This window comes from Cupriavidus sp. P-10, assembly GCF_003402535.2.
GTDB lineage: Bacteria > Pseudomonadota > Gammaproteobacteria > Burkholderiales > Burkholderiaceae > Cupriavidus.
The window spans coordinates 728,776-744,783 of the sequence record NZ_AP025172.1 but is presented as its reverse complement, the minus strand read 5'-3'; the positions used below and the strand labels follow the sequence as shown (position 1 = coordinate 744,783).

The 16,008-nt window shown below is 59.5% G+C and carries 12 protein-coding genes and 1 pseudogene; 7 read left to right on the top strand and 6 right to left on the bottom strand.

Features of this window, described 5'->3' with window-relative positions:
• Window positions 1-1,010 precede the first annotated feature (1,010 nt).
• A complete protein-coding gene (locus tag CTP10_RS33380; RefSeq protein WP_116323330.1) occupies window positions 1,011-1,385 on the bottom strand; it encodes a PHA-granule associated protein 4 in 375 nt (124 codons plus the stop codon).
• 401 nt (window positions 1,386-1,786) lie between these two features.
• Between CTP10_RS33380 and CTP10_RS33375 the strand changes: the two genes are divergently transcribed.
• Both CTP10_RS33375 and CTP10_RS33370 read left to right on the top strand, forming a co-directional pair.
• Complete coding sequence (locus CTP10_RS33375; protein ID WP_116323331.1) at window positions 1,787-2,467, top strand: metallophosphoesterase family protein; 681 nt, start codon at window positions 1,787-1,789, stop codon at window positions 2,465-2,467.
• An 884-nt stretch (window positions 2,468-3,351) separates the two neighbouring features.
• Window positions 3,352-5,334, top strand: coding sequence for a GSU2403 family nucleotidyltransferase fold protein (locus CTP10_RS33370; protein ID WP_116323332.1), 1,983 nt, complete (start codon window positions 3,352-3,354; stop codon window positions 5,332-5,334).
• Window positions 5,335-5,864: 530 nt separating this feature from the next.
• Here CTP10_RS33370 and CTP10_RS33365 read toward each other — a convergent pair.
• From CTP10_RS33365 to CTP10_RS33355, 3 genes and pseudogenes are all read right to left on the bottom strand, one after another.
• Window positions 5,865-6,785 carry a nucleotidyl transferase AbiEii/AbiGii toxin family protein gene (locus tag CTP10_RS33365; RefSeq protein ID WP_116323333.1) on the bottom strand — a complete coding sequence of 307 codons (921 nt, stop codon included), beginning with the start codon at window positions 6,783-6,785 and terminating at the stop codon, window positions 5,865-5,867.
• Window positions 6,778-7,536: a type IV toxin-antitoxin system AbiEi family antitoxin domain-containing protein gene (locus CTP10_RS33360; RefSeq protein ID WP_116323334.1), complete on the bottom strand. Its 759-nt coding sequence runs from the start codon at window positions 7,534-7,536 to the stop codon at window positions 6,778-6,780. Before CTP10_RS33360 ends, CTP10_RS33365 begins: the two co-directional genes overlap by 8 nt.
• A 294-nt stretch (window positions 7,537-7,830) precedes the next feature.
• Window positions 7,831-8,004: pseudogene (locus tag CTP10_RS33355) on the bottom strand (hypothetical protein); the annotation flags it as partial.
• Window positions 8,005-8,303: 299 nt separating this feature from the next.
• On the opposite strand from CTP10_RS33355, the gene CTP10_RS33350 reads away from it, so the two are divergent.
• Window positions 8,304-9,407: a hypothetical protein gene (locus CTP10_RS33350; protein ID WP_233528433.1), complete on the top strand. Its 1,104-nt coding sequence runs from the start codon at window positions 8,304-8,306 to the stop codon at window positions 9,405-9,407.
• A 375-nt stretch (window positions 9,408-9,782) separates the two neighbouring features.
• On the opposite strand, the gene CTP10_RS33345 is transcribed toward CTP10_RS33350, so the two are convergent.
• Window positions 9,783-10,802 carry an IS110 family transposase gene (locus CTP10_RS33345; protein WP_116323340.1) on the bottom strand — a complete coding sequence of 340 codons (1,020 nt, stop codon included), beginning with the start codon at window positions 10,800-10,802 and terminating at the stop codon, window positions 9,783-9,785.
• Between the two features lie 44 nt (window positions 10,803-10,846).
• Complete coding sequence (ltrA, locus tag CTP10_RS33340) at window positions 10,847-12,346, bottom strand: group II intron reverse transcriptase/maturase (RefSeq protein ID WP_271816212.1); 1,500 nt, start codon at window positions 12,344-12,346, stop codon at window positions 10,847-10,849.
• A gap of 1,409 nt (window positions 12,347-13,755) precedes the next feature.
• On the opposite strand from ltrA, the gene CTP10_RS33335 reads away from it, so the two are divergent.
• From CTP10_RS33335 to CTP10_RS33320, 4 genes are all read left to right on the top strand, one after another.
• On the top strand, window positions 13,756-14,103 hold the full coding sequence (locus CTP10_RS33335; RefSeq protein WP_233528511.1) for a toxin-antitoxin system TumE family protein: 348 nt from the start codon (window positions 13,756-13,758) through the stop codon (window positions 14,101-14,103).
• Entirely contained in the window at window positions 14,100-14,510 is a 411-nt protein-coding gene (locus CTP10_RS33330; protein ID WP_116324060.1) for an HVO_A0114 family putative DNA-binding protein, read from the top strand. The genes CTP10_RS33335 and CTP10_RS33330 overlap by 4 nt, the downstream gene beginning before the upstream one ends.
• Window positions 14,511-15,162: 652 nt before the next feature.
• A complete protein-coding gene (locus CTP10_RS33325; protein WP_116324059.1) occupies window positions 15,163-15,474 on the top strand; it encodes a hypothetical protein in 312 nt (103 codons plus the stop codon).
• Between the two features lie 107 nt (window positions 15,475-15,581).
• A complete protein-coding gene (locus CTP10_RS33320; protein ID WP_116324058.1) occupies window positions 15,582-15,899 on the top strand; it encodes a hypothetical protein in 318 nt (105 codons plus the stop codon).
• The last annotated feature ends 109 nt before the right edge of the window (window positions 15,900-16,008 follow it).

The window sequence follows — 16,008 nt, the reverse complement described above, 5'->3', positions numbered from 1 at the left end:
TGACCCAGATGGCTCTTCCCACCACCCACCAGAGGCATTCGCGGCAAACCGGAATACGGCACAAACCAGGCGTTGGAGAGGCGAGTATTGGGTCTGCTCTTTTTGCGGCCCGACAATCCAGTTATGCGGAATGGCCTGAGGGTGTAACCGATTGGGCCGCAAGACGTAATTTTGGCCCCCAAGAACCTTGTGACTTCAGTAGAAGAGCAAATGAGGCTTGGCATCGACCGATCGATGGCATGCCTCTTTGATGCAGGGTGCCTTTTGCGGCCCAATTCGTTGCACCGTAGTCGTCGCCACCGCCACAGGTCGTCTTTTGCGGCCCAATTCGGTGCACCTAAGTCGTCGCCACCGCCAACCCGTATGACGCATCGATGAGCAGTTGGAGATCATCCGGAAGCACGAACGCTGACTAGTCAATTTCTCAGGCTAGGACCGCACGGTAGGGCGCAAGAACCCAGTGATGGGTCCCGAGCTGGCCGAGCCGGAAGCGCCAGCACAGACAGCGCTGGCTGACGTTGCAGACTGGAAAGGGCAGCGTGCAGACCAGCACCGGCGGCGCCTGCCTTTGATTTCGCGACTTAGACGCGGACGGTCGATGGCCTCCAGCACACAGACAAGTGTCTCAAGGGTCGGCACAAGCGCGTCGTCTGGATATTGCGCGTCCAGGCGCCGCAGTGCTTCACGCCCGCCGGCGGCATTGCGTTGCTCAAGCGCTGTGAGCACGTCGTTGCGAAGCATGACATCGCGGCTCTCTTCAAAGAGATCGAGCTGATTCGTCACGGCGTTCCCGTTGGTAGTCAGATTGCGCCCCTGCAGGACCGGCCCGACATCGCCGGGCACAACCAGTCTTCAGGGAAGGGTAGCGGCTGCCACGACGACGGGCAATGCGCATCCGGCCAACCATATCTCTACGAGATCAGCGCTACCCGAGGGCGGCCAGGTAAATCAAGGCGCGACTCGCGGCGCTGGTGCTGTTCTGGACTTCAGGAAGGCGGCATGGCAATGCGTTACTCCGTCCAGACAGCATCGACATCCCGCAATAGATGGCCGGCGAGGATGTAGTCGCCGAGCTTCTCCGCTTTTCCCTCCAGGCGCTCCAAGTCAGCCGCTGGTAGCATGCTGAGCTCGAATTGGCAGTAAAGATTGCGCTGACGGAACGTCAACTTTGGGCGGCTCAGGCCGGCAACGAGTGCCGCGGGCGAGCTGACGGCAATACTCTCATGGCCGCGATACTGAACACGTATGCCAAGCTTTTCGCCCCGCCTGCCTAGTTCAACCGCATCCTGCCATCCAGACTCGTAGTCCAACTCCACGACCGTGACGCCCTCTGTCTCCAAGAGCTTTAGTGCTTCGCCTTTGGTCGCAGCCAAAACTGTCGCCATTGCCGCCTCCCTGCTGGTAGGACCTGTGGCGACTCGCGCGCTGCTACGGTCCAGATTTATATTGCGTGGCAACATTGTAAGGGTGGAAGGGTCTACTTCGTCAGGTCTTGTCGTCCGGCGTGGGGCCTTAGGCAGTTACCGGGCGCGGGCGCAGTCGCGGTTACGCATTCGACAGACTCCGGATCAGGTAAATTGGTGATCATTCAGAGATAACGAGGTAACAGAGGACTGCCATGTTGCGAGCGGAGCTTGCACGATTAGTCGCCCGCAAATTAGCAGGTCGTACGCGGCGCGATCTCCCAGAGCGTGGTCGAGTGGCGGGTCTTACACTCGCTGGCGGCCCATAGTCACGTCATCGATCCCTGTTCCAATCAAACCAAATTCACGTACCCTAACGACCGATGTCTGCAGGCCATGTCTTCATTTGCGGCGACCCCCATGGCGAGTTTGGTCCGCTGATCGACAGCGTCCACCGTCACCGCCCCGAGGCGGTGGTGCTCGCTGGCGACATCCAGGCTAGGCGCCCACTGGACGAAGAGCTCGCCAGCATCCTTCCCCTGACACAGGTGTGGTGGATTCCCGGCAATCACGACACCGACAGCGATGCCGACTACGATAACCTGTTCGGCTCGGGCCTGGCCGACCGGAACCTGGATGGGCGGGTGGTCACGATCGCAGGCCTTCGGCTTGCCGGGTTGGGCGGAATCTTTCGTGGCCAGGTCTGGATGCCGCCCGAAGCCGCGCGCGTAGAGAGCGCCACTGACTATCTGGCCAAATGTGGGAAGGGGAATTACTGGCGGGGCGGTCTGCCGCGGCGCCACCGCAGCACGATCTTCCCCCAGACCTACAACGCGCTACTAAGTCAGCATGCGGATGTCTTGGTCAGCCACGAGGCTCCGGCTTGCCACCCACACGGGTTCGAGGCGATTGACACGCTCATCGATGCGATGGGCGTGCAACGCGCTTTCCACGGCCATCACCACGAGTCCACGGCTTATCCGAACACAGGACCGTGCCGCATCTTCGGTCTCGGTGCGTGCGCGGTAGCCACGATCGAGGGAGAGTTCTTGCCAGCGCCCTAACTTGTCCGGATCAAGACGAAGGAGGCTAGACCGGGGGTAGCAATTCACTGGCAATTCTATTAAGCGCCAGCGGGCAGGGCAAACGACTGGCGATCTTTCGGATGGTGCACGCAGGCCAGGCCGCCCGCAGGTCGACATGACACCGGCAAATCCGGTGCTCGACCGCGCAGCGGCGGCTGCCGTCGGCAAGTTGGACGCGCCGGTTGCCAAATAGTGCGCGCGACTAAAAAAAACAGCCCTCGATCCGATGGAGGAGAGCCGAAGAACGTCCAAGAAGAAATCGGGTAACACCTTGCGGCGCCACCCACATCCAGTATCCGCCAGGTTGCCGTTGACGGCAATCCAGCCTGCGCCGCACAGTCCAGCTGTTCGCGAAAAAAGAACCCGCGCTCATCAGGGGACGGGCGCGGGTGGTAGCAGGACCTACCGGAGCAGGATACGGCGATATAAACATTGCGCAACACAGGATTAGGAGCCATTTTTCCCGGCAGTTCTTTTGCCAGCGAAAAAATTGTCATGCAGCGAGCAGACCATTGAACGAGGGATGGAGCCGCCTCGACCTTGCCGGGCCGCCGCGCTTCGAGGCTGTTTGAGTGATCGGCGCTGCGCCTTGAGTCGGATGCCCTGGCTTGCCGGAGAATTCGCAAGCGCAGCGGACGTTGAACGCGAGGGTAGGGCGTTGAAAGCGGGGCGCAAGAGGCGAACTATTCATGCACACCCGCGGAGTTGAACCGCGAACCGTTATGTGTCGTAATCGCTACATAATTACTTGTGCGTCCGCCCTGATGGATCGTAGTAGTATCTTTTTGCTATTTCCGCCGTCTGATTGCCGATGCGCAGTCCCGGCCCTCAGACCATGGGTGAGGTGAATCTGAATAGCCGAGATGATTAACTATTACAACACTCTCGGCGTTTCGCCTGGCGCGACCGAGGCGGAGATCCGAGCCGCCTACAGACGGCTCGCGATGAAATTTCATCCCGACCGACAGCATGGCAAGTCTGAACGGGAAAAGAAGCAAGCCGAGGAGAAATTCAAGGAAATTGAGGAGGCTAACCGCATCCTTGGCGACGCCCAGAAGCGCGCGCAGTACGACCCTAACCAGAGCAATGGCTCGACTCGCAGCGGGAACCCTTGGTGGTCCGGGGCGGACGAAGACGACGCTAACTTCGAAGACTTCTTTCGCCAGCAATTTCACCAGAGCCGCCGTCGCCGCCAATCCAAGCCGGCGCCTGTCAGAGGCGAGGACATCCGCTGCAAGGCGTCGATCAACGCTGACACGGCGCTCCGTGGTGGCCAGGCAACCATCGAGGTCAACGTCGAAGACACGTGCCCGTCTTGCCGGGGCTCCGGTGAAGCGTACGCTCCCGAAGCGTGTGAGAAATGCGACGGCGACGGGTGGCATCCTTCAGCGGATGGTTGGCGGCGGCGTACTTGTAGCAAATGCAAGGGGTCGGGGGTCGATTGGCGCTGCAGAGCGTGCAAAGGGAAGGGTGCATTCAAACAGACCAAGCGCTTCAATATCCAAGTGCCGGCGAATACCCCGGCCGGTCGCGTGCTTCGTGCAGTCGGTGGCGGCATGCCAGGGGAGTTCGGTGGCGCGGCCGGGGACCTACTTTGCGAAATCCGGGTGACGAAGTCCGGGTCTACGTACCTGAAGGGTCTCGACGTCCACTGCGAGGTCAAGATCGATTGCATCACGGCGTGGCTTGGAGGGAAGACCACCATCGAGATCGTGGGGCGAACCTTCGAGGTAGAGATCCCGCCGAATACGGGCAGTGGCAAGTCTTTGCGTTTTGCCGGCAAAGGCCTACGTGACGCCAAGACTGGCCAGGTGGGAGACGCCATCGCGAAAGTGCTCTTGACCTTGCCGAAGGGGCCGTTCGCGGAAGAGCAACTCGACCACCTACGCCGGTTTGCCGGACGCGAACCAGCAATCAAGCCGCGGCCGGCCGCGCCTGCAAAGCAGGCGGCAACACAAGAGCGTCCTGCGGAGCCCGATCGCTCACCTGAACGGACCCGCGAAGCGGCTCACGACTTTGCGCGTGCAAAGAAGGCCCCAGAGCCAGCGACCTCCGCAACTGGGCCTCGCAAGTTCCAATGCGGCGGCTTCGAAGTTCGCCACCTGGAAAGCCTGGAGTTGGAGCAGCAGGGCGTGGCACGTAGGCGCTTTGCAGAATGGGAGGCCGCCTGCCGCATTGCGGCGTCGGGGGAAACCCGCCCAGACAGCGTCGCGGCCAAGCGGTTGGCTGCCGTATCCGGGCCCGGGAATGCCCCACAGATGCTGGTTCAGTTGTTGGAGGCGTTTCGCGGCGCGGGCTTCGCGGAGACGATCTCGGTCATCGGGAACTATGCGATCCTTGCCTATGCGTCAGCCGCGGGCTGCAGCATCGAGGATGCCGTCAGACTCGGGCTCTACAATAAGCGCGTGCAGTTCGTCACGGCGAAGCCCATCGGAGAGGAGGGCATCCTGCGCGCCCTCCAGGCCGTGGATCCGACCTTCATACTCGCCCCCAGGATGGGTGCCTGCGTGCGAGGGCGAAACGAAGTCGGATTCGTGGTCGACATCATCGGTGCAGTGAAAGCGAGCACGTCGGAAGCGACGCTGTCGACCACGATTGCGGATGACAGCGGGGCGGCCATGTCATATGGGATCACCAAGCTCCTGCGTGGCGGTCGGGTCAGCACAATCGTCTTTACCAAAACGGGCGTCATGGAGCGCCTGACGGCGATCTCCCCGGAGTCCTTCTACGCATTCAAGGGATGGATTGCCAACCAGCCAGGGGTGCCAGAGGAAAAACGCAAGTTCTGCCAGAACTTGATGATTCTGGCGGCCAAGCTCGGCGACGGCCTCGTGCTTAGCCCCTGAGGTCTCGATTTTCGTCGCCGCTTCGATTTGAGCCTCACGCTCCGCTCTCAGGCCTTGGCAGTAGCGACTTCCAGGGTGTTATGAATTGGGCCGCAAAGAGCGACTAGCATGTAAGCGGCAAGCCCGTCAGTCGGTCAATGCCAAGCCTGCTAAGGTCCTGACCTGAAGTCACAAGGACTTTGGGGCAAAAACGCCAGTCTTGCGGCCCAATCTGTTGCACCGACAGGCCATTTCTACATTGCCGGTTTCGCTGGCAATCCAAGGCCGCTCGTACACATTCTTCGACCCAGACAGCTCTGGCATCCGGACTTCGCGGAACTATTCGAGTCAAAGATGATTGCGGGCGGGACCGCAACAATGGAGCGGCAGAAGCCGGGCACGTACAACGCGCGGTGACATCTCATAAAGGTCCATCACCGCCAATATTGTGGCGCGGCCCTAATGCCTATTCATCGTGGTTGCAGCCCGCAGCGCTGCCCGATAACTGACGCCCACGCACCGTCGGCTTCCCTAAATTCTCGACCCGGACATCAGACCCGGTTAAGGCCGGCTTCCAGTAATGCAGCCTGCGCCGAAAAGTCGCTGGGTCGCCGCTTGCGGAAGGTTTCCAGGTTGCTGAGCTTCCATCGCAGTGCCGGCATTTCCGCGGCATGCCGACATTGCAACAGGAACCAATCAGGAACCGCGCGGGCCAGGCCACACAGGAATTGCTTTTGAGCCGCGGTCAGCCGTCGCGGCAATTCCTGACGCAGTCGCGCGCGAGCTTCCAGCAAAGTTTCCAGGGAACAGGGAAGTTCAGTCATGCCGACAAAGGCCCGGTCGTACTCGGCGGCGAGGTCCTTGTCGTTGCCGAGAAGGACTTCAGGCGTGGGCCGGTTGTGGCCTGCTAGATAGACCACGAAGCATTCCACCATGCCGTCGGTAATGCCGCCCGATTCATAGAGTTGCCACACGTCGAACAGGTCGCGGGGATGCTGCCGGTCCAGCGCGGCCACCAACTTGCCTGCGTAGAGTTCATCCTGCGCCAGGATCGGCAACTCGAACTCGACACCGAACAGGTCGCTGGCCTTGGCACACAGCGGCCGGTGCTCCACCGGCAGTACGGTGCCCCGGAACACGACGTTAACCTCGACCTTCACTTGGCTAGTCTCGTTCTCGACGATCAGCTTGGTTTCCCCGAGGTCCTTGGCGCAGATCCGGCGCGTTTGTAGGCCCAGCGGCTGAACCCGTTCCCCGATGGCAGCCAGCTCCTGGTTGATCGCCCGGAGCGCCTCATCGCGCGGCAATTGCCACGGTAGGTACACCACGTCGATGTCAATCGACAGACGTGGCATGTTCTGCCCGAAAAGGTTGATGCCGGTGCCGCCCTTGATGGCGAAGATGTCATTGGCAAACACGTCGGGGGCGACGGTCAGCAGCAAGCGAACGGTGTCTGCGTAGGTTTTATCCACGGGGTTTTAGGCTAAGCAAAGTGCCGTCGTCCAGTCGGCTCATCCAGCGCTTGGGGCTGCCAGTACGGACCGCGTACTGTTCCAGCAGGGTATCCACGTCCACAAGGTTCGTTTCGCGTGCCCATGTGAGGAACAGGCGTACTGCCTTCACGCTGGTACAGCAGGTCAGCAACCGTCCCAGCAGATCCTTTCGGGGCGAGCGCAACCCATCGAAGAGATTACGGGCCTCTTCAAGGCTTTGCTTGACGCCCACCTCGTACAGCAGTTCGAGCATGGCGCGTTCGGGCGTGGCAACGTGCAATCCTTCGGGCAGGCTCGGTGGAGTGGTCAGGGTTTTTCGTGTCAATTCGTCGTCGGGCCAGTCGAACAGGCGAGCATGGACGTAGCGTGCGGGAAAACGCTTCGTGAACCAGGTCGGCAAGGGAAAGCGGGTGTCGCCCCATAGCACCAATGCATCCCGGCTGCCAAGGTTGTGCCTCACACCTTGCCAGGCCAAGGCACTTTTGCCGCCGACATGAAGGCCCGGCACCCGCTTCTGCAGGAACAATAGGGCGCCGTGGACGCTGAAATCGTCGTTCGGGTAAGCGTAGACGCCTTGGGCGAGACGCACGAGCCACCCGCTGTAGACATAGTGGGCGGCGAGTTGGGGCGAGACCCCGAATTGACTCAGCACAGCGAGGTCGAACGGGGCCCCACGGGGTAGCTCCGCCTGTAGACGCTTGATTACATGATGTCTGGTACTTCCATTCATGTTTGAAACATTACACCAAATCAAATCATCCACTCCGACGAAACAGGGAAAAGTCTCGAAAAATAGTACGTGGCTTTATTCCTGCTGCATAATCTAATCACTCTATTTGAGGCTGATTTCCCCACCGATAGCGATCCGGCGTTGGCGAACTGAGCGCGAGGCGGTGCCTGCACGTTGGCACGAACGTCATCACCCCGGCCGCAGCAAGACCTCGCCGCCTGGCCGCGGCCTCCCGGAGCAATTCTGCAAAAAACCGGGAGCAAGTTTGTGCAAACCAAGGGGTGGGTTGGCGAAGATGGCGGGCTCCACACCAAGCGCCTTGCCGGTGTCGCGCAGCGCGCTGCGTGGCCGATAGGTCGTGACCGCAGCCGCCAGTGCGGCCCGATCGCGCCCGTACTTGCGATAGAGGTACTGGATCACCTCCTCGCCGCGCTAATGCTCGAAGTCGACGTCGATGTCGGACGGCTCGCTATGGACGTCAAGTCAATAGACCACTTGTCCGAGAAGAGAGCTGGCCGCTGTCGCAGCGCCCCTGCAACATGATCTACTAAGCACTTTCTAGCTCCTCGCCGGCTCAAATCGCGGCGCCATTGCCATGCACCAAGAAGTCAATCAGGAGCACTCCCAAAGATCTCGGAGGGCAGGTGCTATTCGAATCCCGCCCGCTTCTGACTTGATTTCTTGAGGCAAGCGAGCCCCCACCGCTGTCGTTCATTGTCGTCAAAACGGCAATTGTCGTTTTGACGACAATGAACGACAAGGCCCACATGATTACCTTCGACGATATCGAGATCCGCCGGCCCGAACTGGCGAAATCTTACCTGCAACTGCTCCAGGCTCAGCCTGGCCGGCCAATTGCGCTATTTGCACCACGGCGGGTCGGCAAGACGTTCTTCCTGGACCAGGATCTCACTCCTGTATCCCGAAAAGCGCGGTTCGTTCCCGTTTATGCGGATCTCTGGTTGAATCAAGCTGCGTCATTGGCAGCAATCAACCATGCGTTGGAAGAAGCGCTGGATGATGTCACTGTGCCCACGACCCGCGCCGGAAAGATCGGGAAAACACCCGTCAAGAAAATTGGGATGCTCAGCGCCAGTGTTGAGCTGGGCGACGAGCCCACCAGGCGCAAGCTGCCCGACGATCCTGCACTCCGGTTTGACACGCTGGTCGCGCGGCTGGCGTCGCAATCTGGCCATACGATTCTGTTGATGTTGGACGAAGTGCAAGTGCTGGCCGAGCTCGCCGACGGTCGATCGGCCATCGCTACGATCCGAGCGGTTCTGCAGAAGCGCAAGCGAGACGTCCTTGCGGTTTTTACGGGTTCCTCGCAAGAGGCCTTGGCAGCGATGACGGTCGCTTCCGGCGGACCGATGTATCAATTTGCCCAGTTGCTCGATTTTCCCACCCTGGGTATCGAGTACCCCAAGGCCCTGGCCAAACACTTTGCATCAGTGCACGCCGACAAGACCCTTGATGTCGACGATCTTGTGAAAGCATTCGAGTTTCTCGGCCACAAGCCCGCATTGATGAAGGACCTGGTGAAATGGATGTCGGCCGAGGGCGTGACGGACGTGCAGTTCGCCCTGAATCGGTTCGTTCAAGACGGACGACTTATCGCAGGCTGGGAAGGTCTGCTGGCAAGCCTACAGCCATTTGAACAGGTATTACTGAGCGTCATCGCGAAGGGTCACGCACCGTTCGCGAAGGGCACGATTACATTGCTCAACAAAGACCCACGTTTCATCGTTTCGGTGTCGAAGGTCCGTGCCGCGCTGGAACGCCTGCGCAAGTCCGGTGTTCTGGCCAAGACGGCGGGTCGCGGCTACCTCATAGATGACACGCTGTTCGCCGAGTTTCTGAAACGTCATTAAGACCGGTTGGGGTTGCTAGAGCAATCCAGCGGAGGATCGTTTCGCACGCGATTGACGCAAGATGGGCGCACGGGTCGCGCCCGTCCGTTTGCATAATTTTTATATGGACGCCTCCCGTTTTGCCAAGAGAGATTGGGTGTATTGGCGGGCAGGAAGGCTGCGGTTTTATATCCGGCCTTGTTGCAGGTCGAACCCGCTGGCCCCGATGGAATCCGCTGACCCACGCCTCATTTGTTCCACGGGCTGTGAGCCCGGAAAATTATTCAGGTTTAGTGAGTCCCGGTCTGACCTGTTTTGCCATCACACTCAACTACCTTGCGCAACCTTTTGACGTGCCTATCCTCTGCAAAGCTGGTTATTCAATCTTCGAGCTAGTCACACGGGCTTGACACTCACATAATTGCTCTCATACGAACGGTCATAGGCGAGCAACGCCCAGATCGTCCGCGCCATCTTGTTTGCCAGCGCTACAGTCACTACGTTCTTCGGTCGCCGCTTGCTGATCTGCTCGACCCACGGCGCTGGCTCTTTCGTGTGCGAGAGCACCGCTCGAGCCCCGTGTATGAGCAGGGTGCGCAGATACGTGTCACCTCTCTTGCTAATGCCCAGTAGCCGCACTTTGCCGCCGGTGCCGACCTGACCTGGAACCAGTCCAAGCCATGCTGCAAACTCCCGTCCCGATTTGAACGCTTTCGGGTTCCCCATCGTCGCCACCGCGGCTGTCGCCGTCAGCAGTCCAACGCCAGGAATCGCCGCGATCTGCCGGCACGACCGGTCCTCTTTCATCCACGCCGACAGTCGGCGCTCGATCTCGGCGATCTGCACATCCAACTCGCCGAGCCGGCTCCATTGTTCGCGCAGCGTGTTCGCCAGCATGGCCGGCAGTCGCTCGTTCAGCCGGGCTAGAACTTCGGTCATTGACCGGTTCAGCGCTGCTCGACCGACTCCCATCACCTCACCGTATTCGGTCAGTAGTCCGCGCAGACCATTGCTTTGCATCGTGCGGAACTTAATCAACTGCTGCCGCATCCGGTGCAACGCAAGGATCGCCTGCTGCGCTTCGCTCTTGACCGCCACCGACTTCACGCCCGATTGCTGCACAGCCATCCAAATCGCTCGTGCATCGGTCACATCGTTCTTGTTGCCGCTCACGAACGCTTTCACCGCCTTACCCGGCATCAGCCGCACCTGGTGCCCCATCTCGATCAGTTGGCGTGCCCAATGCTGAGCTCCACCGCAGGCCTCCATCCCAATTAGGCACGGCGCGCGATTCGCGAAGTGCTCGAGGAAAACCGCGCGCTTGATCTGCTTGCTGATGATCTCGCCGGTTTCCGGTTCGACCCAGTGCAGTTGGTCGGGTAGCAGCGACGCATTACTGCGCCGCCGCCCCCTCAGAACCGGACGTGCAGGTCGCCCCGCATCCGGCTCAAGCCATTCCTTCAGCGCCACTGGGTGGCACCGGACAGCCCGGCGGAACGTTTCGCGGTTCGACGGCGGGCGAGGTAGATGTCCCATGCCGGATCAAACGGATTAGCCAGTCCCCGGATTTTGATGTGGCGCTGGATGGCGGCCGTCGCTGCGCGGAAGAGTTGCAGGCCGCAGGTGTCATCCTCGGTCGAACCCTTCGTTGCAAAATCCCAGGACCGATGTCCGTCACACCGGAAGTAACGTTTCCTGACCCACCGGGCTCCTTTCGTGGGGTGCCTACGTCTTGCCCACTTCCAGAGCAGGTGCCAGATGTGCGAGTCGATCGTTGAGAAGGTCGCTTTTGCCACGACGTGGCGATGATACATAGTCCAACCCCGAATGATCGGGTTCAGCCTACGGATCAACGCCTCTTGGGTGACACTCGCGTTGCCCTTGATGACTTCCCTGACCTTGTCGAGCAGCGATTTGATACTTTTCTTCGCTGGCTTGATCAGCAGTTTGCCGCCGTACTTGCGCACGTTTTGGCCAAGGAAATCGAAACCCTCCGCTATGTTGGTGATCCTGGTCTTCTCTTCCGAGAGTTCCAGACCTCGGGCGGCCATAAACTGCCTGACCGCGGGAAGCACCCGGGATTCCAGCACATCTCTCGACACGCCAGTCACCACAAAGTCATCGGCATAACGGACGACGTTGAGCTGAGTCTTGCTGCGAGCAAGTTTGGATGTTCCCACACTTGCATGGACTGCCGCTTCAAGCCCATCCAGCGCCATATTCGCGATTACGGGCGAGATAACACCCCCTTGGGGTGTACCCGCCCGCGACTCGAACAGAGTTCCCTCATCGATATATCCGGCCTGAAGCCACTTTCGCAGAACCCCCTTATCCATCGGTACGTACTCCAGGAACCAGGAATGACTGAAGTTGTCGAAACAGCCTCGAATGTCACCCTCCAGAACCCATTCTGGCGAGGCACGCTTAGCCAGAACCTTGAAGCACTGCTCGATGGCATCGGCGGTCGAGCGTCCGGACCGAAAGCCGTAGGAATTGGCATCCGCCAGAGTCTCCGCGACGGGTTCCAGAGCGAGCTTCCATAAAGCCTGCATCGCCCGGCACCGCATACAAGGAATTCCTAACGGACGCTTCTTGCCGTTACTCTTGGGAATGTAAACCCGCCGCAGCGGCATCGCCCGATAGCCGCGATGACGTAGCGACACCATTCCGTTCCATCTGGCCGCCGGGGACGACCATATCCTGCCATCCACCCCCGGCGTCCTCTTACCGCGATTTTCCGTCACACGCTTCACGGCCAACATCTTGCCGCTATGCGAGCGGGTCAGCAGACGTTGCAAGGCTTTCACCTTGCCCCATCGGCCTTCCCGGACCACCTTGGCGATACGCACCTGAAGCCGTTTCACCTCTGCCTCAATGTGCGGCCAGTTCGCCTGATCCCACATCTGTGCAGCGTGCGAGGACGCACCAGCTCCCGACACTTTCGCATCGTACGCCGTCATCTGCTTTCCCTCGTATAACGGTTGGTCAAAGTTCTCTCGCCATGAATGACCCTGCGGAAGTCTGCCCACTTTCGTGTCGGGCAATGTTGCAGCCCGTATCCCGGCCATTACAGCCGGGCGTTCGCTTTCTCCGCATTCCTTTACCCACCGTGCCAACAGCGTTCCTTACGGTTCGCCTGCCGTCACCGGCAGCATGATGGGCTTACCCTGTTCCGCATGAATCTCCGAGCGGGGCGGACCCTTCCTCTTCGCCGGCGGCTGGTTGTCCATGGTGGTCCAGTCTTCGAAGACCACTCCTCACCGCATACCGTTTTGGTTCAAGCCTGTCAGCACGTTTGGCTTGTCAAAGATCACGACGTTTATCAGAAGTTCACATATGTTGGTCGTACCCACTCATCCCTTGCTCCTCTCCGCCTTCGTGCTGGCAGATTCCGCTTCGCCTCGCGGCTGGGCGTACCGGTTATCCGGCGGCTACGTTGTCCCCAGAGCTTCACACCGAGCTGTTACCGGCTCCGCATGTCTGGGTAGGGAACGGTTGATGGAACAACCGGTTTCGTCAGGCCATACGTTCTCCTGTGAAACAGAAATTCAGGCGACTTGCAGGTCGCACAAAGACTCGCTTTGCAACATCGACGCCGACTGCGGTGAGCTTCATTCGGATTCTCCTACCTCAAGTGGTACTTGCTGGAACTTCCACTTTGGCACATTTGATGCCTTTGGCTGCAGGAACCCGTCTTCCTGCTTCTGCTTCACTCGCTAGCCCTTGCGGGGGGAGGCGTCCATTCCATTTGTTCCTGCTGGTCGCCCGCCAGTTGGCCGTTTCCGAGGCACCGGGAACAAGTTGTGCAAACCAACGGTTACCAAAACGGGCGTCATGGAGCGCCTCACAGCGATCTCCCCAGAGTCGTTCTGCGCGTTCAAGGGATGGATTGCCGCCCACCCAGGGGTGCCAGAGGAAAAGCGGAAGTTCTGCCAGAACTTGTCGACTCTGGCGGCCAAACTCGGCGACGGCCTCGGGGCTTAGCCCCTGAGTTCGTCAGTAGTTTTCAGTAGAGCCGAAGTGAGAGGGTAAGGCCGGCGGGCACGAGACGCCACGGCGATCAGCGTCGAGGCCGGCGCGCCAGGCTTGCACGTCCAGAGCGACAGTGGGGCGGCTGCCACTTCTTTCAGCAGGGTTCGAGCAGCGGAGGGGCAGCCGTCGCATCAGACATGCGAACTGGAAACCACTTGCGCGAACACCAGAACCCGACCCAAGCACCTCGCGGCGACGCCGGCTAAGTCTCCTGCGCGGAGCCGGGCCGATGCTGTATGGTTATCCAGTATCGGCGCGCACGGCACGACGCCGACGGCCTCGCGCTTTAATTTGTTATCAGACCCTGATAAGATATGGCATGACACGTGACCCAAGCTTGGACAAGCTACTCGCTCTGGATGGCGAGAGTTTCACCGTTGACGCCGATGGGGCATGCTGGGTCAAGTTTGAAGCGAAGACTTGTGTGGTGTCGCCCGAACGGCCACATGGCATCAAATATTCGCTGACGTTGCACGACGCGGCTGGCCTGCGCCTCCTGGGCTTTGACAACGCCCATTCCATCTTCGAGGGCAACGGCCCTGGGGCGCGCACTCGAATCGAGTACGACCACAAGCACGCCGGCGAGCGCGTGCGGTTTTACGACTACCAGGATGCCGGCACGCTTGTCTCCGATTTTTGGGCGGAAGTCGACAATATCCTCCAGCAAAGGAGCAGCGGATCATGAGCAGATTGAAAATTGGCATCGCGTCACTCGAAGACTACAAGGCGCGCACGATCGCCATTGCACGGGGCCAATATAAGCCAGGTCCTGACGAGCCAAAGGTCTGGTTCCAATCGCTCGACGTGCTGGCCAAAGTGCTGTCGCCCGCCAACCGCGAACTACTCACGCTCATCAGCCAGACACACCCTGAGTCCCTCGACGAGTTGGCTGAGAAAACCGGGCGCGCGATTTCGAATCTGTCGCGTACGCTACGCACCATGGAACGCTACAACTTGGTGCGCCTCGAGGCCGGACCACGCCGCCGCTTGGCGCCGCGGGTGGACTATGACGGCGTGGAACTCGATCTGGATTTTGATCTCACCCCGGGTCGCCGCGTGCCGTCGTCGTCCGATGGCCTGCTGCCGGCGTAGCAAGGCGGCGCGACGCTGGTGTCAAGGGTCATCCTAGGAAGGAACGCCGACCGGCGCGCGCGCGGCCGTCACGGGTCAGGTCGCCTTCCCGCGGCGGTCTTTGGTCTGGCCCATGGGGCCAGGAACAGAATTCTGCAAAAACCGGGAACAAGTTTGTGCAAACCGACGGCTGTCGTGGGACGGGGTGCCGAGACTGCTCTAATTTTACATAATGCATATTATGCGAAACAAAAATGTTAGGCCCAAATAGTAATGTCGTACTTGAGCCAAAAGTCCTCTAACGTAAAGTTGTCCTGTAACTCGACGTAAAAGTGTCATGAATTGATTTATGAGGCACTTTTTATCTTTTCCGTACTGCTTTACGCTACGGTTTAGCTGCCCGACTTGGGTTCGGGCGCGCCTCATCTTCCCGAGCGGGAAGATTCAAGCGGCAAAGTCTCTACAAGCGCGCAAAACTTCCCGATCGGGAAGAAATCCTCGGCTTTGAGTTCCTGGACGGCCTGGTTTTGGCCATCTCACATTTGATGGCAGCGCTCTGGCGACCACGTGCAGTTCCCACTGAGGTCACTTCGGCTAACATTCTGACTCGCCCACTAGAATCCGCTTTACCATCATAGATGGGAACGGAACGGCGTCTTAAGCCAGATCTGCTATGTCACTGCAACAGAAAATGCGGCTCTTGTCGGCCTGGCTGCCGGCCGGGCTTCCTTACGTCGAGACTGAAGTCGGCTCCTACCTTTACCTGCATGACGTCCCGTACGAGTTGGAGAGCATCCTTGCTCGTTGGCTGCTGCTCCAGCCTGAGCTTACAGACCGAGATCTCTCAACCTGCGTTCTGGTCGAGGGTGGCAAGGGTATAGCCATTACCCGGGAAGGATGGGAAAGCTTCCTCTGCTGGCTCGTCGAAACACTTCGAGCCAAGCTTGACGACATGGAGCAAGCCCACATGGAGCAAGCCCAGTAGCAGCGTCTTCGCGCCTTCCCCTTTGTGGTCGCCTTCCGTTGTTGATACGGAAAGCGCGTCGCAGGAAGGCGCGCATCCTAGTGAACCAATCAGGCAAGGAATCACCTATGTTGCGGGTCCGCATTGAACTGCTGCCAGACGGCGATGAGGAAGCAGCTCAGCTGCTTGCTGCTGTCGATATCAGCAACGACGGTAGCGGTACGCAAAGTACCGGGCATTACCACGCCGTCTTGAAGGAAGCGTGGCGAACTGCAGGAGACCAGCAAGCCATTTACACCACGGAAGCCAAAATTCTCGATATAGACCGCGAGCTGATCAGACCGGTCCAACTCGTTAGCATCGCGCTGCAAGTTCTCGCCCCGGTGAAGCGAACGACCGCGACCTCTTTAGATTCGTTGGGAGAAATCGTCCGCGGGCCAGAGTAGCCTTTTCATGACGGATAGCTGGGACTCGGCGGCTCAATGGTTGCGCAACCGCCCTCCGTGCAGGGTTATGCAAAAAACGCATAAGAACCGTTATGTTCAAAGATTCTGC

Coding starts and splice junctions, on each gene's coding strand:
- CTP10_RS33370 (WP_116323332.1), top strand. CDS start 3,352: ATGATTAACTATTACAACACTCTCGGCGTTTCGCCTGGCGCGACCGAG.
- CTP10_RS33330 (WP_116324060.1), top strand. CDS start 14,100: ATGAGCAGATTGAAAATTGGCATCGCGTCACTCGAAGACTACAAGGCG.
- CTP10_RS33360 (WP_116323334.1), bottom strand. CDS start 7,536: ATGAATGGAAGTACCAGACATCATGTAATCAAGCGTCTACAGGCGGAG.
- CTP10_RS33350 (WP_233528433.1), top strand. CDS start 8,304: ATGATTACCTTCGACGATATCGAGATCCGCCGGCCCGAACTGGCGAAA.
- CTP10_RS33320 (WP_116324058.1), top strand. CDS start 15,582: ATGTTGCGGGTCCGCATTGAACTGCTGCCAGACGGCGATGAGGAAGCA.
- CTP10_RS33375 (WP_116323331.1), top strand. CDS start 1,787: ATGTCTGCAGGCCATGTCTTCATTTGCGGCGACCCCCATGGCGAGTTT.
- ltrA (WP_271816212.1), bottom strand. CDS start 12,346: ATGACGGCGTACGATGCGAAAGTGTCGGGAGCTGGTGCGTCCTCGCAC.
- CTP10_RS33380 (WP_116323330.1), bottom strand. CDS start 1,385: ATGGCGACAGTTTTGGCTGCGACCAAAGGCGAAGCACTAAAGCTCTTG.
- CTP10_RS33325 (WP_116324059.1), top strand. CDS start 15,163: ATGTCACTGCAACAGAAAATGCGGCTCTTGTCGGCCTGGCTGCCGGCC.